At 73.4% G+C, this 20,513-nt stretch carries 21 protein-coding genes; 2 read left to right on the forward strand and 19 right to left on the reverse strand.

The genetic code is table 11. The features are described from left to right. The first annotated feature begins 284 nt into the window (after positions 1-284). On the forward strand, positions 285-1,304 hold the full coding sequence (locus tag ITJ44_RS05055) for a LacI family DNA-binding transcriptional regulator (RefSeq protein WP_194633632.1): 1,020 nt from the start codon (positions 285-287) through the stop codon (positions 1,302-1,304). A 61-nt stretch (positions 1,305-1,365) separates the two neighbouring features. Here the strand turns inward: ITJ44_RS05055 and ITJ44_RS05060 are convergent, their stop codons facing one another. Together ITJ44_RS05060 and ITJ44_RS05065 are read right to left on the reverse strand one after the other, a co-directional pair. Beyond that, the gene (locus ITJ44_RS05060; protein ID WP_194633633.1) at positions 1,366-2,598 is read right to left on the reverse strand and encodes an MFS transporter; all 1,233 of its coding nucleotides are present in this window, start codon (positions 2,596-2,598) and stop codon (positions 1,366-1,368) included. Between the two features lie 90 nt (positions 2,599-2,688). Next, positions 2,689-3,138, reverse strand: a complete 450-nt coding sequence (locus ITJ44_RS05065; protein ID WP_194633634.1) for a MarR family winged helix-turn-helix transcriptional regulator — start codon at positions 3,136-3,138, stop codon at positions 2,689-2,691. 156 nt (positions 3,139-3,294) lie between these two features. Between ITJ44_RS05065 and ITJ44_RS05070 the strand changes: the two genes are divergently transcribed. Then, entirely contained in the window at positions 3,295-4,914 is a 1,620-nt protein-coding gene (locus ITJ44_RS05070) for a LuxR family transcriptional regulator (RefSeq protein WP_194633635.1), read from the forward strand. A gap of 78 nt (positions 4,915-4,992) precedes the next feature. On the opposite strand, the gene rplL is transcribed toward ITJ44_RS05070, so the two are convergent. The 17 genes from rplL to folE form a co-directional block, all read right to left on the reverse strand. Then, positions 4,993-5,376 carry a 50S ribosomal protein L7/L12 gene (gene rplL / locus ITJ44_RS05075; protein WP_012037546.1) on the reverse strand — a complete coding sequence of 128 codons (384 nt, stop codon included), beginning with the start codon at positions 5,374-5,376 and terminating at the stop codon, positions 4,993-4,995. A 75-nt stretch (positions 5,377-5,451) separates the two neighbouring features. Further along, a complete protein-coding gene (rplJ, locus tag ITJ44_RS05080; protein ID WP_012037545.1) occupies positions 5,452-5,967 on the reverse strand; it encodes a 50S ribosomal protein L10 in 516 nt (171 codons plus the stop codon). A 301-nt stretch (positions 5,968-6,268) separates the two neighbouring features. Further along, a complete protein-coding gene (locus ITJ44_RS05085; RefSeq protein WP_194633636.1) occupies positions 6,269-7,246 on the reverse strand; it encodes an aldo/keto reductase in 978 nt (325 codons plus the stop codon). Further along, complete coding sequence (locus tag ITJ44_RS05090; RefSeq protein WP_194633637.1) at positions 7,243-8,130, reverse strand: NAD(P)-dependent oxidoreductase; 888 nt, start codon at positions 8,128-8,130, stop codon at positions 7,243-7,245. The genes ITJ44_RS05085 and ITJ44_RS05090 overlap by 4 nt, the downstream gene beginning before the upstream one ends. Positions 8,131-8,293: 163 nt before the next feature. Next, a complete protein-coding gene (locus ITJ44_RS05095) occupies positions 8,294-10,804 on the reverse strand; it encodes an ATP-dependent Clp protease ATP-binding subunit (protein WP_045529264.1) in 2,511 nt (836 codons plus the stop codon). 141 nt (positions 10,805-10,945) lie between these two features. Then, positions 10,946-11,128, reverse strand: a complete 183-nt coding sequence (locus ITJ44_RS05100; protein ID WP_194633638.1) for a hypothetical protein — start codon at positions 11,126-11,128, stop codon at positions 10,946-10,948. 21 nt (positions 11,129-11,149) lie between these two features. Next, positions 11,150-11,275: a hypothetical protein gene (locus tag ITJ44_RS15995; RefSeq protein ID WP_012037540.1), complete on the reverse strand. Its 126-nt coding sequence runs from the start codon at positions 11,273-11,275 to the stop codon at positions 11,150-11,152. 6 nt (positions 11,276-11,281) lie between these two features. Next, positions 11,282-12,823 carry a lysine--tRNA ligase gene (gene lysS, locus ITJ44_RS05105; RefSeq protein ID WP_194633639.1) on the reverse strand — a complete coding sequence of 514 codons (1,542 nt, stop codon included), beginning with the start codon at positions 12,821-12,823 and terminating at the stop codon, positions 11,282-11,284. A gap of 93 nt (positions 12,824-12,916) precedes the next feature. Continuing rightward, positions 12,917-13,795 carry a pantoate--beta-alanine ligase gene (gene panC / locus ITJ44_RS05110; RefSeq protein WP_194633640.1) on the reverse strand — a complete coding sequence of 293 codons (879 nt, stop codon included), beginning with the start codon at positions 13,793-13,795 and terminating at the stop codon, positions 12,917-12,919. Between the two features lie 42 nt (positions 13,796-13,837). Beyond that, positions 13,838-14,599 (reverse strand): Rossmann-like and DUF2520 domain-containing protein, encoded by a 762-nt coding sequence (locus ITJ44_RS05115; RefSeq protein ID WP_194633641.1) that lies wholly within the window; start codon positions 14,597-14,599, stop codon positions 13,838-13,840. Continuing rightward, the gene (locus tag ITJ44_RS05120) at positions 14,596-16,413 is read right to left on the reverse strand and encodes a PH domain-containing protein (protein ID WP_194633642.1); all 1,818 of its coding nucleotides are present in this window, start codon (positions 16,411-16,413) and stop codon (positions 14,596-14,598) included. The genes ITJ44_RS05115 and ITJ44_RS05120 overlap by 4 nt, the downstream gene beginning before the upstream one ends. After that, positions 16,410-16,898, reverse strand: a complete 489-nt coding sequence (locus tag ITJ44_RS16125) for a PH domain-containing protein (protein ID WP_194633643.1) — start codon at positions 16,896-16,898, stop codon at positions 16,410-16,412. The genes ITJ44_RS05120 and ITJ44_RS16125 overlap by 4 nt, the downstream gene beginning before the upstream one ends. A 48-nt stretch (positions 16,899-16,946) precedes the next feature. Further along, positions 16,947-17,429: a DUF3180 domain-containing protein gene (locus tag ITJ44_RS05130; RefSeq protein ID WP_194633644.1), complete on the reverse strand. Its 483-nt coding sequence runs from the start codon at positions 17,427-17,429 to the stop codon at positions 16,947-16,949. After that, a complete protein-coding gene (folK, locus tag ITJ44_RS05135) occupies positions 17,426-18,334 on the reverse strand; it encodes a 2-amino-4-hydroxy-6-hydroxymethyldihydropteridine diphosphokinase (RefSeq protein ID WP_194633645.1) in 909 nt (302 codons plus the stop codon). The genes ITJ44_RS05130 and folK overlap by 4 nt, the downstream gene beginning before the upstream one ends. Next, positions 18,328-19,038, reverse strand: a complete 711-nt coding sequence (locus ITJ44_RS05140) for a hypothetical protein (protein ID WP_194633646.1) — start codon at positions 19,036-19,038, stop codon at positions 18,328-18,330. The genes folK and ITJ44_RS05140 overlap by 7 nt, the downstream gene beginning before the upstream one ends. A gap of 4 nt (positions 19,039-19,042) precedes the next feature. Beyond that, positions 19,043-19,915, reverse strand: a complete 873-nt coding sequence (gene folP / locus ITJ44_RS05145; protein WP_194634064.1) for a dihydropteroate synthase — start codon at positions 19,913-19,915, stop codon at positions 19,043-19,045. A 2-nt stretch (positions 19,916-19,917) separates the two neighbouring features. Beyond that, a complete protein-coding gene (gene folE, locus ITJ44_RS05150) occupies positions 19,918-20,508 on the reverse strand; it encodes a GTP cyclohydrolase I (RefSeq protein ID WP_194633647.1) in 591 nt (196 codons plus the stop codon). Positions 20,509-20,513 lie beyond the last annotated feature (5 nt).

The raw sequence follows: 20,513 nt of genomic DNA on the forward strand, positions 1-20,513 counted from the left end.
CGGGCTGGCCCGCCGTCCCGTGGTGCGCGCGACGGCAGGTGGGGCGCCGTCGCCGAAAACCTTCTCCCGCGTAGGGAACCGGTTCCACAGGTCAATGTAGGGGTACTCGCAGGTCGCGGCAAGCTGGATCAGGTAACGAAACGGTCTACTTCGCGGCTCCGGCGCATGCGGCCCCGCCGCGGATGGTCCATCATCGGACTCGGCCCCCGCGTGACCTGGAACCGCTTCCAGGACGCGCGCGACCGGCGCGACGAGGCGCCGCGGGTCCCGATGGAGGGAGCGCGATGAGCGCCATCGCCGACGTCGCCCGGCTCGCCGGTGTCTCCAAGGCCACCGCATCGCGCGCGCTCAGCGGCCGCGGCTACGTCTCCCCCGCCACGCGCACCCGCGTGTCCGAGGCCGCCGCCGAGATCGGGTACGTCGTCTCCTCCAACGCGGCGAGCCTCGTGACCGGCCAGTCGAAGAACGTGGGCGTCGTCATGCCCTTCGTCAACCGATGGTTCTTCGCCGAGCTGCTCGAGGGGATCGAGGAGGCGCTCATCGAGGCCGACTACGACCTCACGCTCTACCACCTCACCGCGGATCCCGAGCAGCGCCGGAAGGTCTTCGAGTACTTCCTCGTGCGCAAGCGCGTGGACGCGGTCATCGCGGTGAGCGTCGCGCTCACGCCCGCGGAGGTCGTGCGGCTCCGCGCGCTCGACAAGCCGCTCGTCGGGATCGGCGGGCCGGTCGAGGGCATGAGCACGCTGAGCATCGACGACGAGGCCGCCGCGCGCCTGGCCACCGAGCACCTCCTGAGCCTCGGGCATGCGCGCGTCGTGCACCTGGGCGGCGACCTGCACGCGCAGATGGCGTTCTTCGTGCACGCGAAGCGGCTCGCGGGCTACCGGGCCGCGATCGACGCGGATCCGCGCGGGCTCGAGGCGCGGTTCGCCACGGCCGAGTTCACCATCGACGGCGGCTTCCGCTCTGGTCTGGCGCTGCTCGCCGACCCGCGGACCCGGCCGACGGCGATCTTCGCGGCCTCCGACGAGATCGCCATCGGGACGATCCTCGCGGCCCGGCAGCTGGGCATCGCCGTGCCCGCCGACCTCTCGGTCGTCGGGATCGACGGGCACGCGCTCGCGCCGCTGTTCGGGCTGACGACGGTCGAGCAGCATCCGCGGATGCAGGGACGGGCCGCCGTGGGCATGGTGCTCGAGGGGCTCGCCCCTGCGGGTCCGGCGGAGCGCGCCGTGACGTTCCCCGTCGACTTCGCGGCGCGCGCGAGCACGACAGCACCCCCGGCCGCGCCGGCGCCGTGAGCGCGGGCGGGAACGGGGGCGGACCGGATGCGCCGGTCGGGCGTGATGCGCCGGTCGGGCGTCAGGCGTCGCCCGCGGTGACCGCCTGCGCCTCCTCGAAGGCGTCGACCGGCTCGGCGTCGACGCGTCGCAGCCAGCGGTGGCCGGCCACCACGATCACGAGGGCGACGAGCACGGATCCGGCCGCGGCGTAGTAGGGCGTCGCCGCGGAGAAGAGGTCCGCGAGCTCGGTCGCCGCGGGCGGGGCGATGGCGCCGCCGAGGAACCGCACGGACGAGTAGGCGGAGGAGGCGACGCTGCGCGGGTGGTCCGTGGCCTCCATCACGCACTCGGTGAGCACCGTGTTGAGGACGCCGAGCAGGAGCCCGCCGACGATGACGCACACCACGAGCCCGACCGAGGAGCGGACCACGAGCCCGGCTGCCGCCAGATCCACCGCGAGCAGCGGGAGGACCAGCCGGAGCACCGAGGTGCGCGCCATGCGCCGCGTGAGGAGCGGCGCGACGAGCACCGACGTGATCGCGAGGCCCACCCCCCAGCCGAAGAAGGTGAGGCCGAGCCCGATCGCGTCGAAGCCCAGCGGGAACGGCGTGTAGGCGAGCAGCACGAAGAAGCCGATGTTGTAGAACAGCGCGGCGGCGGCGAGCACCGCGAGGGCCGGGGTGCGGAGCGCGCGCAGCGGAGCGGACAGGCGCATGGGCGCGCGGGGCGCGGTGTCCTTCCCGAGGAGGGCGAGGATCGCGACGAAGCCGACGGCCATGAGCGTCGCGGTGCCGAAGAACGGGCCGCGCCAGCTCCAGGTGCCGAGGAGGCCGCCGAGGAGCGGGCCGACCGCGATGCCGAGGCCGAGCGCCGCCTCGTAGAGCATGATCGCGGACGCCGTGCCGCCGGACGCGGATCCGACGATGGTCGCGAGCGCGGTCGAGATGAAGAGCGCGTTGCCGAGGCCCCAGCCGGCGCGGAAGCCGATGACCTGCTCCACGTCCTGGGAGAGGCCGGCGGCTGCGGCGAAGACCACGATGATCGCGAGGCCGATGAGCAGGGTGCGCTTGGCGCCGATGCGGCTGGAGATCCAGCTGGTGATGAGCATGGCGAGCCCGGTGACGAGCAGGTAGCTCGTGAACAGGAGCTCGGTCTCGGTGGCGGTCGCGTCGAGGCTCGAGGCGATGGCGGGGAGGATCGGGTCGACGAGCCCGATGCCCATGAACGCGATGACGCACGCGAAGGCGACGGCGAAGACGGAGCGGGGCTGGCGGAAGATGTCGCGGAACGACGCGTGCTGCTGGGTGGACACGGGTGCGGTGTCGCCTCCTGGGATCGGTGCGGATGGGTGGTGCGGATGGGACGTGCGGTGCCGACGCGCGGTGCCGACGCGCGCCGGTGGTCAGGCGCCCGCGGGCGCCGGCTCGCCGTCGATGCGCGACATGACGAGCGCGACGGCCCGCGCGAGCACGGCCACGTCGTCGGCCGGGAGGTCGGCGAAGCGCGGCACGAGCGCGGTGGCCAGCCGGTCGCGCCAGTCGTCGAGCGCGGAGCGGCCGGCCGGCGTGATCTCGAGCAGGGTGGCGCGCGCGTCGGACGGGTCCGTCACCTGCGCGATCCAGCCCTGGCCGACGAGCGAGCGCACGATCTTGGTGGTCGTGGGCTGCGAGACGCGGCTGCGCTCGGCGAGCGCGCCGAGGCGCATCCCGCCCGGCCATGTGACGAGCACGGAGAGGGTGCGCCAGACGGCGGGCGAGCTCGTGCCGCCGACCTCGTGGGCGGCGAGGCGGGTGAGCCGGTGGCCGGCGGTCACCAGGTCGCCGAGGAGGGCGCGCAGGTCGTGGTCGGTCATGCGTCAATCATATAGCCAAGCTATGCGCATGTCGCCTCCCGCGTCCGGATGTCCCCGGACGGACGGTCGCCGACCCTCGTCTCGACCTCCGTGTCCGCGGGGATCTAGCGTGGGGAGGATGCGGCTGGTCGCCCCGGACCCCGCCCGAAGGACCCCATGAGCGACGCGCCGACCATCGACGGCCTCGAGCACGCGATCGGCGAGGCGCTCGACGGCGGCTCCGAGGAGCGCGCCGCGTCGCTGCTCGCCGCCGGATGGCCGCTGCACGTCGACCTCCACCCCGATCGCGTCCGCGCCCTCTACGACCGGATCGACCCCGCGCTCTGGGAGCACGACGTCCTGCTCGTCACCGGCATGGCCGCCACCTACCGCGGCGCGGTCGCCTCCGACCGGCGGGCCTCGATCGCCTACCGGTCGGCGCTCGACCTCCTCCTCACGGCGGATCCCCCGCCGAGCGCCCCGACCCGCGCCGCGGTGCTCGTGCACCGGGCCACGGGCGACCGCCGCGTGGGCCGGCTGGCCGAGGCGCGCGACTGCCTCGTCGAGGCCCGGGCGATCCTCGACACCGAGCGCGGGATCCCGCTGCAGGAGCGCATCACCCTCCAGGCCCGCGTGGCGCTCCAGCACGGGCTCGTGCTCACGCACCTCGGCGACTTCACGGCGGCGCGCGACGAGCTCCGCGTCGCGGAGGGACTGGGCGAGCGCCATCTCGTGCTGCCCGACCGGGTGGAGTGCCGGGGCGCGCTCGCGTACCTCGCCTACTGCCTGGGCGAGATCGAGGAGGCGCGCGACCTCGTCGTGCGCGCCCGCGGGCTCCTCGCCTCGCCGGGGGCGGATCCGGCGCTGGCCCGGAGCGGCTTCCTCGCGCCGGCGGAGATCGCCGCGACGATGATCGCGGTCGACGAGACGCGGCAGGACGACGCGATCCTCATCGTCGAGGGCCTCCGCCCCGCCAGCGACGGCACCGACTGGGAGCTGCTCGCCCGGTACGCGGAGGCCACCGTGGCGGCGATCCGGGGCCTGCGGCTCGACGCGCTCGAGCACCTGCGTCGACTGCACAACCTGGGCGTGGGCTGGGCGGAGCACGGCCCGGTCCCGACCATGCGCGACACGCTGCGCGCGTCCCTCCTCGCGTACCTGGACCAGCCGGCCGCGGCGTGGGACCTGCTCCGCACCCTCGAGCCGACGGCGCAGCACTCGACGTGCCCGGCGATGATCGCCGGGCGGCTGCGGGTCCAGGCCGACGACCACGCGGGCGCCCTCGCCCAGATGGCGGACTGCCTCGCGCTCGGCGACGCGCACTCGGGACGCACCCTCGACGACGTGCTGCTCGTCGTCGCGGCCGCGCACCACGGCCTCGGCGACCACGCGCGGAGCGACCATGCCTTCGACCGCGCGGCGCTCCACGCCGTGAAGACCGGCGTCCTCCGCCCCTTCGCGGTGTTCCCCGCCGCGGCCTCGCACGCGCTGCTCGACCGCGCCCTCGAGCGAGACCAGCTGCCCGACGTGCGGGAGATGCTCGACGGCGTCCGCGCGGGACGCGTCCGGGTGGAGGCGGCGCCGGTGGATCCCCTGACCGATCGCGAGCGCGTCATCGTCGCGTGCCTGGCGGACGGCCTGACGGTGACGCAGATCGCCAGCCGGCTGTTCATCTCCCCCAACACGGTCAAGTCGCACGTGCGGAGCGCCTACCGGAAGCTCGACGCCACCTCGCGCGCGGAGGCCGTGGAGCGGGCCCGCGCCCTCGGCCACGATCTGCGCCCCGGCCCCACCTGACCCGGCGGGCCCGGGGACGACGCAGGGCGCCGACCCCCGAGGGGATCGGCGCCCTGCGCGCTCACGCGGTGGTACGAGCTACTTGACGGTGACCGTCGCGCCCGCGGCCTCGAGCTGAGCCTTGGCCTTGTCGGCGGCCTCCTTGTTGGCGCCCTCCAGGACGGCCTTGGGGGCTCCGTCGACGAGGGCCTTCGCCTCACCGAGACCGAGGCTCGTGAGGGCGCGCACCTCCTTGATGACCTGGATCTTCTTGTCGCCGGCGGCCTCGAGGATGACGTCGAACGCGGTCTTCTCCTCGACCTCCTCGGCGGGGGCAGCGGCGCCGGGGGCGGCGGCAGCGGCGACGGGGGCCGCGGCGGTGACCTCGAAGACCTCCTCGAACTTCTTGACGAAGTCGCTGAGCTCGATGAGCGTGAGCTCCTTGAAGGCCTCGATGAGCTCGTCGTTAGAGAGCTTTGCCATTGTGTATCTCCTTGGGTTGGTGTGGTGTCTCTTGGGATCAGTGCATCGCGCCCCGGGGATGGGACCCGAGGGGTGCTACTGAGCCGATTCCTGCTTCTCGCGCAGCGCCTCGACGGTGCGTACGGCCTGCGAGAGCGGTGCATTGAACAGGTACGCCGCGCCGAAGAGCGAGGCCTTGAAGGCGCCGGCGAGCTTGCCCAGCAGCACCTCCCGCGACTCGAGGTCGGCGAGCTTGTTCACCTCGTCCGCCGTCAGGGGGTTGCCGTCGAAGTAACCGCCCTTCACGACGAGAAGAGGGTTGGCCTTGGTGAAGGTGCGCAGCGCCTTCGCGACGGCGACGGTGTCGCCGTGCACGAACGCGATCGCGGACGGGCCGACGAGCTCGTCGTCGAACGACGAGATCCCCGCCTGGTTCGCCGCGATCTTGGTCAGCGTGTTCTTCACCACGGCGTAGGTCGCGTCTGCACTGATGCTCTTCCGCAGCTGCTTGAGCTGGGCAACGGTGAGACCGCGGTACTCGGTGAGCAGTACGGCGTTCGAGCTGCGGAACTTCTCCGCGAGCTCGGCGACCGAGGCTTCCTTGTTCGCCATGGCACTCCTTATCACGTGGTTCCCCGACACCGCGGAAGCGGTGCGAGGTGCTGGCAGCCCCCGGCTGCACACATGAGAAACGCTCCGGCACAGGAGGCCGGAGCGGGAGTGTCGCGCAGGCCCTCAGGGCATGCGCTGCATCGTGCTTCGATCACCTGCGCGGGCCTTCACATGAGTGAACCTTCGTTCGGCGCATCCCCTCGCGGAGGCACGCCGACGACCAGCGGTCTGTGGCTCCGCTCAGACTAGGGGACCGGGGACCCCCGCGCAAGTCGCGCGGCGCGGGCGGTCCCCGGTGCGGCTAGTAGCCGACGACGGCGTGCGGCACGTAGTGCTCCTCGAGCAGGGACACCTCGTCGTCCGTGAGCTCGAGATCCAGCGATGCGACGGCGTCCTCGATGTGCGCGACCTTCGTCCCGCCCACGATGGGCGCGGTGACCACGGGGTTCCGCGACACCCACGCGAGCGCGACCTGCGCCCGCGGGACGCCGCGCGCCCCGGCGACCTCGGCCACGGCGGCGGCGACCCGGCGGTCCGAGTCCTCCTGCGCGGCGTAGAGCGTCTTCCCGAACTCGTCCGTGACGCTGCGCTCGGTCGTCGCGTCCCAGTCGCGGGTGAGGCGTCCGCGGGCCAGCGGGCTCCACGGCAGGGATCCGACGCCCGCGTCGGCGCAGAGGGGCAGCATCTCGCGCTCCTCCTCGCGGTTGACGAGGTTGTAGTGGTCCTGCATGGTGACGAACGGCGACCAGCCGTTCGCCCGCTGCAGGTGCAGCGCCTTCGAGAACCGCCACGCGTCCATCGACGAGGCCCCGAGGTAGCGCACCTTGCCGGCCTTCACGAGGTCGTGGAGCGCCTCGAGCGTCTCCTCGAGCGGCGTCGCCGGGTCGAACCGGTGGATCTGGTACAGGTCCACGTAGTCGGTCCCGAGGCGCCGGAGGCTCTCGTCGATCTGCCACATGATGTGCTTCCGCGACAGCCCGCGCGAGTTCGGCCCCTCGCCCATGGCACCGTGCACCTTGGTGGCGATGACCACCTCCTCGCGCGCCGTCATCTCCTTCAGCGCGCGGCCGGTGATCTCCTCGCTCGACCCGTCGGAGTAGACGTTCGCCGTGTCGAAGAACGTGATCCCGAGCTCGACCGCGCGGCGGATGAGCGGGATCGAGTCCTCCTCGGAGAGCGTCCACGCGTGGCCGCCGCGCGTCGGCTCGCCGTAGCTCATGCAGCCGAGCGCGACGGCCGAGACCTCGGTACCCGTGCTGCCCAGCTTCACGTACCTCACGACGGGTGCCCCGCGACCGGGTCGTCGCCCGTGGTGGCCGGCGCGTGGTCGCGCCAGGTGTGCTCGGGCTCGTAGCCGAGGATCCGGCGGGCCTTGTCGATGGAGAGCAGCGTCTCGTGCTCCCCCAGCTCCTTCCGGACCTCGACGCCCGGGAACACCTCGGCGGCGAGCTCCGCGGACGAGCGGCTCATCACCGTGTCGGCGTTCGCGACGATGAAGCGGTCGAAGCCCGGCGCGTCGTGCTCGAGCGCCTTGCGGACCGCCTGCGCGCCGTCACGGCCGTCGATGTAGCCCCACAGGTTCCACTTGCGCGCGAGCGCGTCGTCGTCGAAGCCGGGGAACGCGTCGTAGTCGTCGACGTCCATGACGTTCGAGAAGCGGAGCGCGGTGACCTGCAGCTCGGGATCCCAGCGGCACAGCTCGATCGCCATCTGCTCCTCGAGGTGCTTGACGAGCGAGTAGGTGCTGTTCGGCTGCGCCGGGTACTCCTCGTCGACCGGGATGTACGGCGGCGGGACGTCGAACGGGAGGCCGAGGACGGTCTCGCTGGACGCGTAGACGATCTTCGTGATGCCCGCCCGCCGCGCCGCCTGGAAGACGTTGAAGCTCGTGAGCATGTTGTTGTGGAACGTGGCCACGTCGCTCAGGATCGCGGGCGCCGGGATCGCGGCGAGGTGCACGAGGGCGTCGAACCCGTCGTGCAGGTCCTGGACGCCGAACAGGGCGTCGACCACCTGCCCGTAGTCGGTGGTGTCGACGCGGACGTAGCCGGAGCCGCGCTCCCCCACCTGGTCGATGTTGGTGACTTCGTGTCCGTGGGCGCGCAGGTCGGCCACGACATGGCGGCCGAGCTTCCCCGAGCCTCCGGTGACGGCAATTCTCATCAGCGAGCATCTCCTTCGTGGGCGGTTCCGCCCGCATCCCATCCTGGCCCGCCGCCCGGGGAGGCGACAGCCACATGGAGGACACCCGCAGCCCGCCGGCACGGCGACGGCCCGCCGCCCCCTCTCGGGGACGACGGGCCGTCGTGGCGGTGCCGGCTGCTCGCTACTCGCTGGTGATGGCGAGGTCCGGGGTGCCGGTCCCGGTGCCGATGCCGGCCGCGACCGAGATGCCCTCGCGCTGCGTGGTGACGAACGTGAACTGGCCGTCCACGTAGTCGACGTGCACGTGGTCGCCCGCGTTGAGGTCGCCCTGCAGGATGCGCTCCGACAGACGGTCCTCGATCTCGTGCTGCACCGCGCGGCGAAGGGGCCGGGCGCCGAGCGACGGGTCGAAGCCGACCTCGATGAGGCGCTCCTTGGCGGCGGTCTCGAGCGTGATCGTGAGGTCGCGGTCCATCATGCGGTCCGAGAGGCGCTTCACGAACAGGTCGACGATCTGGAGCAGCTCGGGCTTCGACAGCTGCGGGAACACGATGGTGTCGTCCACGCGGTTGAGGAACTCGGGCTTGAAGTTCTTCTTCAGCTCCTCGCTGACCTTGCCCTTCATGCGCTCGTAGGAGTTCGCGGCGTTGTTCTCGACCTGGAACCCGACCGGGGCACCCGTGATGTCCTTGGTGCCGAGGTTGGTGGTCATGATGATGACCGTGTTCTTGAAGTCGACGACGCGACCCTGGCCATCCGTCAGGCGCCCCTCCTCGAGGATCTGGAGGAGCGAGTTGAAGATGTCCGGGTGGGCCTTCTCGATCTCGTCGAACAGCACGACGGAGAACGGCTTGCGGCGCACCTTCTCGGTGAGCTGGCCGCCCTCCTCGAAGCCGACGAATCCGGGAGGGGCGCCGAAGAGGCGGCTCACGGTGTGCTTCTCGCCGTACTCGCTCATGTCGAGCGAGATGAGGGCGTCCTCGTCGTCGAAGAGGAACTCCGCCAGGGCCTTCGCGAGCTCCGTCTTGCCGACGCCCGTGGGGCCGGCGAAGATGAACGACCCCGAGGGGCGACGCGGGTCCTTGAGCCCGGCGCGGGTGCGGCGGATGGTCTTGGACAGGGCCGAGATGGCCTCCTCCTGGCCGATGACCCGCTGGTGCAGGGCCTTCTCCATGAAGACGAGGCGCGAGGACTCCTCCTCCGTGAGCTTGAACACCGGGATGCCCGTGGCCTGCGCCAGCACCTCGGCGATCAGGCCCTCGTCGACCTCTGCGGTGGTGCGGACGTCGCCCGAGCGCCACTGCTTCTCGAGGCGGAGGCGCTCGCCGAGGAGGTTCTTCTCCTCGTCGCGCAGGCTCGCGGCCTTCTCGAAGTCCTGGTCCTCGATGGCGGTCTCCTTGGCCACGCGGACCGTGGAGATGCGCTCGTCGAACTCGCGCAGCTCCGGCGGCGCCGACAGGATCGAGAGGCGGAGGCGCGCGCCGGCCTCGTCGATCAGGTCGATGGCCTTGTCCGGGAGGAACCGGTCGGCGATGTAGCGGTCGGCCAGGTTCGCCGCGGACACGATGGCGCCGTCGGTGATGGACACCTTGTGGAACGCCTCGTACCGGTCGCGCAGGCCCTTGAGGATGTTGATGGTGTGGGGCAGCGAGGGCTCCTGCACCTGGATGGGCTGGAAGCGGCGCTCGAGGGCCGCGTCCTTCTCGAAGTGCTTGCGGTACTCGTCGAGCGTGGTCGCGCCGATGGTCTGCAGCTCGCCGCGCGCGAGGAGCGGCTTGAGGATGCTGGCCGCGTCGATCGCGCCCTCCGCGGCACCCGCGCCGACGAGGGTGTGGATCTCGTCGATGAAGGTGATGATGTCGCCGCGCGTGCGGATCTCCTTGGTGACCTTCTTGAGGCGCTCCTCGAAGTCGCCGCGGTAGCGAGAGCCGGCGATGAGCGAACCGAGGTCGAGCGTGTAGAGCTGCTTGTCCTTCAGCGTCTCCGGGACGTCGCCCTTGACGATGGCCTGCGCCAGGCCCTCGACGACGGCCGTCTTGCCGACGCCGGGCTCTCCGATGAGGACGGGGTTGTTCTTGGAGCGGCGCGACAGGATCTGCATCACGCGCTCGATCTCCTTCTCGCGCCCGATGACCGGGTCGAGCTTGCCGTCGCGCGCGGCCTGCGTGAGGTTGCGGCCGAACTGGTCGAGGACCGTGGAGCCCGCCTGCTGGCTCTGCTGCGCCTCGCCGCCGACGGCGACCGCCTCCTTGCCCTGGTAGCCGGACAGGAGCTGGATGACCTGCTGGCGCACGCGGTTGAGGTCGGCGCCGAGCTTGACGAGCACCTGCGCGGCGACGCCCTCGCCCTCGCGGATCAGGCCGAGGAGGATGTGCTCGGTGCCGATGTAGTTGTGGCCGAGCTGGAGGGCCTCGCGGAGCGACAGCTCCAGGACCTTCTTGGCGCGCGGCGTGAACGGGATGTGACCCGTGGGCTGCTGCTGACCCTGGCCGATGATGTCCTGGACCTGTTCGCGGACGGCATCGAGGGAGATGCCGAGCGACTCCAGGGCCTTGGCGGCCACGCCTTCGCCCTCGTGGATGAGGCCGAGCAGGATGTGCTCGGTCCCGATGTAGTTGTGGTTGAGCATCTTGGCCTCTTCTTGGGCCAGGACGACGACGCGACGAGCGCGGTCGGTGAATCTCTCGAACATCTGTATCTCCCTGGGCACCGGGGCAGGGGGCCGGCGCCGATATGTAGAGAGTAACGACGGGTCCGAGGAGTGCATGCCCCTGTTCGCCGTGGGCGTGACGCGATGCGGCGGCCGGAGGATCCCGGTCGGGAGAGGCGGGCGCTAGCGGTCGGCGTCGGGCGCGGGGATGCCCATCCGGGCGCGCTCCTTCGCCTCGATGGCGGCGTAGGCCTTGCGCTCCTGCTTGTCCGCCTGGATGACCGCGCGCATGATGAACCAGAAGATCAGCCCCACGCCGAGGGTGGGGAGGATCGACCAGATCGCGCTCGCCCAGAAAGCATCCATGCGAGAAGGATACGCCGCGCTCTAGGTGAGGATGCCGTAGACGCCCTGGCCGATCATGACGACGGCGATGCCGCCCACGATGATCCAGAGGGCGTAGCGCGCGGTGGTGGGCTTCTTCGGGTTCGAGCCGTCGGGGCCTAATGGCATGGTCGCCTACTTCACTAGGGGGAACAGGATGGTCTCGCGGATGCCGAGACCGGTGATGGCCATGAGGAGCCGGTCGACCCCCATGCCCATGCCGCCCGAGGGCGGCATGCCGTGCTCGAGGGCACGGAGGAACTCCTCGTCGAGGGGCATGGCCTCGTCGTCGCCGCGCGCCGACTGGCGCGCCTGGTCGACGAAGCGCTCGCGCTGGACGACGGGATCCACGAGCTCGGAGTAGCCGGTGGCCAGCTCGAAGCCGCGGATGTAGAGGTCCCACTTCTCGACGACGCCCTCGATCGAGCGGTGCGCGCGCGTGAGCGGCGAGGTCTCCACCGGGAAGTCGAGCACGAAGGTGGGGCGCTCGAGGCCGCCCTTCACGAAGTGCTCCCACAGCTCCTCGACGAGCTTGCCGTGGGTGCTCAACGGCACGACGACGCCCTCGCGGTCGGCGATGGCCTGGAGCTCGTCGACGGACGTGGCGGGCGTGATCTCGACGCCGGCGGCCTCGCTCAGCGAGCCGTACATGGAGATGCGGTCCCACTCGCCGCCGAGGTCGTACTCCGTGTCGTCGGCCCACGTGACGACGTGGCTGCCGGCGACCGCCATCGCCGCGTCCTGGACGAGCGTCTGCGTGAGCTCGGCGATGGACGTGTAGTCGCCGTATGCCTCGTAGGCCTCGAGCATCGCGAACTCCGGGCTGTGCGTCGAGTCGGCGCCCTCGTTGCGGAAGTTGCGGTTGATCTCGAAGACGCGGTCGATGCCGCCGACGACCGCGCGCTTGAGGTAGAGCTCGGGCGCGATGCGGAGGAACATCTCCGTGTCGAAGGCGTTGGAGTGCGTGACGAACGGTCGGGCGGACGCCCCGCCGTGCATCACCTGCAGCATGGGCGTCTCGACCTCGACGTAGCCGCGCTGGCGGAACGTCTCGCGCAGGGAGGCGTTGACCTTGGCGCGGTCGTAGACGTTCTTCCTCGCCTGGTCGCGCACGATGAGGTCGAGGTAGCGGCTGCGGACGCGGGTCTCGTCGGAGAGCTCGGAGTGCAGGTTGGGCAGGGGCAGCAGGGCCTTCGAGGCGATGCGCCACTCCGTCGCCATGATCGACAGCTCGCCCTTCCGGCTCGCGATCACGCGGCCCGCGACGAAGACGTGGTCGCCCAGGTCGACGAGCTCCTTCCACGCGGCGAGCGCCTCCTCGCCGACCTCGGCCAGCGAGATCATGGCCTGGATGCGCGTGCCGTCGCCCGCCTGGAGCGTGGCGAAGCAGAGCTTGCCGGTGTTGCGGAAGTGGACGACGCGGCCCGCGATGCCGACCACGTGGTCGGTCTCCTCGCCGGGCTCGAGGTGGCCGAATTCGGCGCGGACCGCCGGGATCGTGGTCGTGACGGGCACGTGCACCGGGTACGCGCCCTCGCCCGGGCCGCCCGCGGCGTTGAGGCGGGCGCGCTTGGCGAGGCGGACGGCCTTCTGCTCGGCGACGTCCTCGGCGGATACCTCCACGGCGGGAGCGGGGGCGGTCTCGGGCGTCGCGGGCGTTCCGGGGCTGGCGGTCATGTGCGGGCGGATCCTCGCGGGTCGAAGGGGCGTGCGGCCGAGCGGCCTCCCGTCGATTCTCGCAGGTGCGGGCGGGGCCCGGGCACGGCCCGGTCAGGCGATGACGACGGTCTCGTTGTCGAGGAGGCGGGTGCTGCCGACGCGGGCCGCGATGACGGCCAGCGCGACGCCCGTGAAGCCGTCGTCCACGGACTCGAAGGTCGCGGGATCCACGACCTGGAAGTAGTCGAGGGCCACGGCGGGCTCGCCCATCACGACGGACTGGGCGGCGGCGATGACGGCGTCGATGCCCCGGTCCCCGGCGCTCTGGGCGGCCTCGAGCGCGGCCGGGATGACGCGCGCCGCGCGGCGCTCGCGGTCGTCGAGGTAGCGGTTGCGGCTGGAGAGCGCGAGGCCGTCGGGCTCGCGCACCGTCGGCAGCTCCTCGACGCGGACGGGCAGGTCGAGGTCGCGCGCCATGCGGCGCACGAGGTGCAGCTGCTGGGCGTCCTTGCGGCCGAACGTGGCGACGTCCGGCGCCACGATGTGCAGGAGCTTCGCCACCACGGTGAGCATGCCGTCGAAGTGGCCGGGGCGGGAGCGGCCCTCGAGCGTGAGGGCGACCGATCCTCCGGTGACGCGGATGCGCGCGGGTCCGTCCGGGTACATCTCGGCCGCGCTGGGCGCGAACACGAGGTCGACGCCGGTCTCCGCGAGGGCGGCGACGTCGGCGTCGAGCGTGCGCGGGTAGGCGTCGAGGTCCTCGCCGGCGCCGAACTGCAGCGGGTTGACGAAGATCGACACGACCACGAGCGAGCCGAGCTCCCGGGCGCGGCGGGCGTGCGCGAGGTGGCCCTCGTGCAGCGCGCCCATGGTGGGCACGAGGACGACGACGGGCGCCTCCCCTGCCGCGATGCGCGCGGCCCGGTGGTCGCGGACGCGGGCGCGCAGCTCGGCGATGCCGGTGACGACGGTGGGCGCGGGGATCGTCATGCCGTGGTGCTCCTCGGGTGCTCGGGACGCGGACGCACAAGGTTAGTGCGCGTCGGGGCCCTCGTCCGTCGGCAGCGGCACGTCGCCCGTCGTGAGGCGCGCGCCGCCCGCCGGGGAGGAGCGGCGGAGCGCGTCGTCGACGGCCGAGCGGATCAGCGGCCCGAGCACGCGGCCGGGCTCCTCCACGCCGATGCCCGCGAGGAGGCCGGCTGCCTGGTCGACGATGGCGGTGGAGAACGTGGTCGCGGTGGCGATGGCCTCGGCGTACGCCGGGCGGTCCCGCTCCTCCACGACGACGGGCTCGCCGCCCATCTCCACGACGAGCACCTGCGCGATGGGGAGCACGGGCGCGGGCGCGGTGACGGCGAACCAGCTGTCCGCCATGCGGCCGAGGTCCATGCTCGTGCCGGTGAACGACATCGCCGGGTGGATGGCGAGCGGGATGATGCCGGACGCGAACGCCGGGGCGAGCACCTGGATCCCGTGCGCCGCGGACGTGTGCACCACGAGCTGGCCTGCCTGCCACGCGCCCGTGGCGGCGAGGCCCGCGACGAGGCCGGGGAGCTCGGCGTCGGGGACGGCGAGGATCACGAGCTCGCTCCGCTCGACGAGGTCGGGGATCTCGAGGACCGGGACGCCCGGCAGCATCGCCTCGGCGCGCTCGCGGCTGGCGGCGGAGACCGCCGAGATGCCGGTGATCGCGTGGCCGGCGCCCGCGAGCGCCGCGCCGAGGACGGGCCCGACGCGGCCCGCGCCGACGATGCCGACGCCGAGGCGGCCGGAGCGTTGGGACGGCGAGGTCACGCGGGGTCCTCGGGGTCGGAGCGGTGGCGCGGAGCGGGAGCGGGCGGAGGCGGCCACGCGGCATCGGCCCGGGCGGCGTCGGCCCGGGCGGCGTCGGCCGGGACGGCGGGCGCGGGCGCCGCACCGGACGCGGACGGCTCGGCCGCGGATCCCGGCGCCGGCCAGCTCGCGGCCTCGGCGCCCCAGCGCGCGGACGTGTCGGAGCGCGCGGACGCCACGGCGGCCGCGACCAGCCGGGTCGACAGCTCCATCCCGGTGGCGCGGTCGATGGCGCCGAGCCGCGTGTCCACGGGTCCCGCGACGGTGGCGGCGCGCACCGACACGAGGTCGAGGCGGCGGTCGATCGGGCCCTGCGTGAGGTCGACGCCCTGCGTCCGGGCGTGCGGCACGATGACGAGACGGCGCCAGATCATGCCGCGGCGGACGAGGAACGCCGACGAGTCGACCGCGAAGCCCGTGCGGCGCCAGGAGAAGGGCTTGAGGATCCACGCCCGGCGCGGCGACGTCGTGAAGCCGTCGTCGGTGCCGCCGCGGCCGGTCATGCCCGCGGCGACGAGCGCGAGCGTCCGGTCGCCCACGAGGTCGGGCAGGACGAGGCCGAGCACGCGGTCGACGTCGCGGCGGTCGCCCACCGGGAGGATCGACGTGTTCTGCTGGCCGGCCGCGCCCGGCGCCGAGGAGTGCGAGGCGCGCGTGATGCGGATCTCCCACCAGCCGGACGCGCGCCAGAGCAGCGGCTGCACGACCTCGACCGCGTGGATCCGGCCGGGCGGGATGGTGTCGTTGCTCGTCGACAGGAGCCCGAAGCCGACGCGGACGCCGTCCGGCGTGCCCGCGACGCTGTAGCGGAGCGAGCGCGTGATGCGGCGCACGAAGAATCCGGCGGATCCCAGCAGCGTCGGGAGCAGCGGCACGAGCAGGTACCACGCCTCGAACCTCACGATGAGCGGGATCCCGACGACCACGAACAGCACCAGCACCACCGTGGGCGCCGAGAGCAGCACGGCCCCGATGAGGCGCGGGATGGGGATGCGCACGACGGACTGCGGCGGCGCGACGTCGGGGTCGAGCTCCGGCGCGAGGAAGTCGTCGACCCGGGAGCCGACGAAGCCGCGCACCGTGCCGCCGGGAGCGGACGCGGCAGCGGATCCGGCCGCCTCGGCCCGGGCGCCCGACGCGAGCCGCAGCACGCGCAGCCGGAACGCGTCGGCGTCGCGTGAGCGGAGGTACTGCAGCGGCAGGTTGGCGTCGTTGCCGGCGACCTGGATCTCGAGCTTCGCCGCGCCGATGAGCCGCGCGATGAGGGGGCGCACGATGTTGACGCCCTGGATCCGGTCGAGCCGTGCCCGCCGGTTCGTGCGGGAGAGGATGCCGCTGCGCACCTCGACCGTCTCCTCGGTGACGCGGAACGTGTGCATCCGCCAGGAGAGGTAGGAGACGCCGACCGCGAGCAGGGTGAACGCCAGGAGCGCGAGGATCACCCAGACGAGGCTGCCGGACTCCACGAGCATCGGGATGAGGTCCTCCTCGCCGTCCCGCCGCTGGCCGGGCACGAACTGCTCGACGAGCTGCTCGCGCAGGGAGGAGACGAGGAAGCCGATCACGACGATGAAGAGGACCCCGCCGCGGAGCACGGGGGTGATCGGGTGGAGGCGGTGCCAGTCGCCGTCGGTGAGCTCCTCCGCGATCCGCGCCTCCGCGGCGGGGACGGTGCCCGCCGCGGACGTCGCGCCGGGCGCGGCGGGCTCGGCGGGCGCGGCGGGCTCGGCGTGGGGCGCGCGGTGCGCCGGGTCGTCGGGCGTCGGGTCGCTCACAGCCCGGCCCGGCGCGTCTCGGCGAGGGCGACGAGCCGGTCGCGCAGCTCCTCGGCGTCCGCGTTCGCGAGTCCGGGGATCTGGATGGCCGCCGCGGCCGCCGCGGTCACGAGCTTGAGGTCGGCGAGGCCGAGCACGCGGCCGACGGGGCCGCGCGTGATGTCCACGAGCTGCATCCGCCCGTAGGGCACGGCGACCACGCGCGTCCACATGATGCCGCGGCGGAAGACGAGGTCGTCCTCGCGCAGCTGGTAGCCCATCGCCCGCACGCGGCGGGGGACGATCACGAGCGTCACGACCAGCTCGATCACCGCGGCGGCGCCCAGCACGATGGGCAGCCAGCGCGGCGCCTCGACCGCGAAGAGGAACGCCGCGATCCCGCCGAGCACGAGGGCGGTGATCACGCCGCCCACCAGCTCGACGCCGACGAGGCGCGGGGAGACGCGGCGCCAGGAGACGCCGTGCGGGTCGACGTTCGGGGTCACGGTGCTCCTCCGGGTGCGGCAGATCCCGGGCGGTGGTGCCGCGGGGTCCTACGAGATCTCGCGCGCCGGATCCCCGGGGCGCGAGTCGTCCCCATCGTCGGGCGGGACCGTGCACCAGTGCTCGGCGACCAGCCCGGCGACGAGGAGGACGACGGCTCCCACCGTACCGGCCACCGCCAGGCCCACGGAGGACGCGCCGGGCAGCACGGGCCGCGCCAGCACGAAGGCCAGCACTCCCCCGGTGATGCCGGTGAGCAGCGCACCCGCGAGCGCCGACGCCTTCGCGAGCAGGACGACCCGCGTGGCGCGGAACGGGTCGACGCGTCCCGGGGTGCGCCCGAGCGTCGAGCGGCGGATGGGCCGGGCGAGGGCGAGGAGCACGATCCCGACGATGAGGAGCGTCGCGCCGAGCGTGAGCGGCGGGATGAGGAGCGCGCGGCCGGTCATCACGAGCGCGTTCTCGGCGAACCAGCCGACGGCCGCGCCCGCGATGAGCAGGGCGATGAGGGTGGTGGAGCGCGTGCGGGTCACGAGGCGGCCTCCGCGGATCCGGGGGCCGCGCGCTCGAGGGCGGCGCGCTCGAGGGCCGCGAGCAGCGCGTCGACGCGGCCCCGGCCGGGCAGGACCGCGTCGGGATCCGCCTCGAGCCAGGGCCCGAGCACGAAGGCGCGCTCGGCGGCGCGCGGGTGCGGGAGCGTGAGCCGGTCGTCGTGGATCCGCGCCTCGCCGTACGCGACGACGTCGAGGTCGATCGTGCGGTCGCCCCAGCGCTCGGCGCGGACGCGGCCGAGGTCGCGCTCGATCGCGGCCAGGGCGTCCAGCAGCGCGTGCGGGCTGAGGCGCGAATCCACCAGCGCGACGCCGTTGAGGTAGCCGGGCTTGGTCGGATCCTCCCCGTCGGCGGTCACGGCCACGGACTCCACCAGATCCGAGGAGCGCACGATGCGAAGGCCGGGCACCTCGTCGATCCGGGCCAGCGCGCGCTCGATGGTCGCGCGCCGGTCGCCGAGGTTGGATCCCACGGCCACGACCGCGCGCGCGACCTCCCCGGGCGCGGGCAGCGTCGACGCGCGCTCGATCACCACGGCCACGTCGTCGAACGGCACCGCGATCGGCGCGTCCGGCTTGTGCACGGCGACGCGCACCCACCGCGCGACCGGATGCGCGAGCACGACGCCCGCCACACGCTCGGCGACCGTCTCGATGAGGTCGACCGGATCGCGCCCGACCGCCGCGGCGACCTCCTCGGCCAGCTCGCCGTAGTGCAGCGTGCGGCCCAGCTCGTCGCTGCCACCGGCGGGGGCGAGGTCGAGCGCGACCTCGAGGTCGACCACGAACGGCTGGCCGTCGCGGCGCTCCTCGTCGAAGACGCCGTGATGGGCGTGCACGCGGAGCCCGGTCAGGAGGATGCGGTCCGTCGGCAGGGGCGTCACCACGAGCGGCCCACCACGATGGACGGGAGGTCGCCCGGGTCGGTCGGGTCGTACCAGAGCGGCAGCTTGCCGCCCACCGCGGGGAGCAGGCGGTCGGCCGTGGTGACGGTGCGCGTGACGTGGTGGTCGCGGCCGTCGCCGTCGGTGAAGGCCACCGTGAGGCGCGCGCGGACGGCGTCCCCGGATCCGTCGAGGCGCTGGACGGCGGTGACGATCGCGGACGTGCGGCGGCCCGTCTCGGTGACCCGGCGGGCCGTGGCGGCGAGGCGCGCGACGCGGCGCTGGACGACGGCGCAGGCGATCGCGGCGGCGATCCCGAGGACCGCGAGCACGGCGGCGACCAGCGCCAGGACGGGGTTCGACGCGTCGCCCTCGGGGGCGACCGGCGCGAAGGCGAGGGCGCACACGATGCCGAGCGGCGTGCCGAGCAGCACCACGGCGGTCGGCCAGAGCAGGGCGCCGACGGTGGTGAGCACGGGAGACAGCAGCACGACGGATGCGTAGGCGCTGCCGAGCGAGCCGATCAGCCCCAGCACGATGGCCACGACCTTCGCCACGACGATCGCGGCGCCCGAGTCGGCGGCGAGGTCGGCCGGGACGGTCAGGCCGACGCCCCAGATCACGGACGCGATGAGCGCGGCGACCGCGGTGCGCACGAGCACCGCCTGCGGGGGGACGACGACACGGTCCTGGCTCACGGCGCTCATGCTCCTACTCTGACAGACCGGTGACGGCGGCCGGCCCGGTGGATGCGGCCTCGAGCGCCTCGGCGCGCCCGCGCGACCAGGCCTCGTCGACCGCGAGCGCGGCGCGCGTGGACGCGACGTCGTGCACGCGCACGGCCCACGCACCGGCGCGCGCGGAGAGGGCGCTGACGACCGCGGTCGGCACGTCCCGGTCCGCGACGGCCGCGCCCTCCGGCAGCAGCCGCCCGAGGAAGCGCTTGCGGGAGGCGCCCACGAGCACGCGATGGCCGAGGCCCGTGAACCGGTCGAGGGATCCGAGCAGCTGCCAGTCGTGCGCGGCCTCCTTCGCGAAGCCGAGGCCGGGGTCGAGGACGATGCGGGCGGGATCCAGCCCCGCCGCCACGAGCGCGGCGATGCGGGCCTCGAGCTCGTCGCGCACCTCGCCGACCGTGTCGGCGTACGTCGCGCGCGCGGCCATGGTGTCGCTGTGCCCCCGCCAGTGCATCGCCACGTAGTCGACGTCGGCCTCCGCGACGACCTCGGCCATGCGCGGATCCGCGAGGCCCCCGGAGACGTCGTTGACGACGCGCGCGCCCGCGGCGACGCACGCCCGGGCGGTCGCGGCGCGCATGGTGTCGACGCTCACGGCGATGCCCTCCGCGACGAGCTCGCGGACCACGGGGAGCACGCGGGCGAGCTCCTCGTCCGGGTCGACGCGCCGTGCGCCCGGGCGCGTGGACTCGCCTCCCACGTCGACGAGGTCGGCGCCCGCGGCGACCATCCGCCGGGCGTGCGCGAGCGCGTCCTCGAGGGCGAGGTGGCGGCCGCCGTCGCTGAAGGAGTCGGGCGTGGCGTTGAGGATCCCCATCACGAGCGTGCGCGCGGGGGACGACGGCATGGTCACGGCCGGTCCCGAGCGCCCGTTGCGGGGAGCAGCGCCAGCACCTCGGCGCGGGCAGCGGGCTCGGCGAGGGATCCGCGCGCCGCGATGGTGATGGTCGTGCTGCCCGCCTGGCGGGTGCCGCGCGCGGTGACGCAGCCGTGCGTGGCGTCGAGGATCACGGCGACGCCGCGCGCCCCGAGGCCCCGCTCGAGCGCCGCGGCGATCTGCTCGCCCAGCCGCTCCTGCATCTGCGGGCGCGATGCGAGGTCGTCGACCACGCGGGGCAGGCGGCCGAGCCCCACGATCCGCTCGCCCGGCACGTAGGCCAGGTGCGCGACGCCGGTGAACGGCAGCAGGTGGTGCTCGCAGATGGAGCGGAAGGCGATGCCCGTCACGATCACGGGCTGCGGCTCCGCGTCCGTCTCGGGGAGCGGGAACGTCTCGCGCAGGTGCCGGAGCGGATCCGTGCCCACGCCCGCGAAGAACTCGCCGTACGCCTCGGCCACCCGCGCCGGGGTGGTCGCGAGGCCCTCCCGGCCCGGGTCCTCGCCGATGGCGACGATCAGCTCGGCCACGGCCGCCTCGATGCGCGCCCGGTCGACGCCCACTCAGG

The sequence above is a fragment of the Clavibacter sp. VKM Ac-2873 genome (genome assembly GCF_015351075.1).
GTDB lineage: Bacteria > Actinomycetota > Actinomycetes > Actinomycetales > Microbacteriaceae > Clavibacter.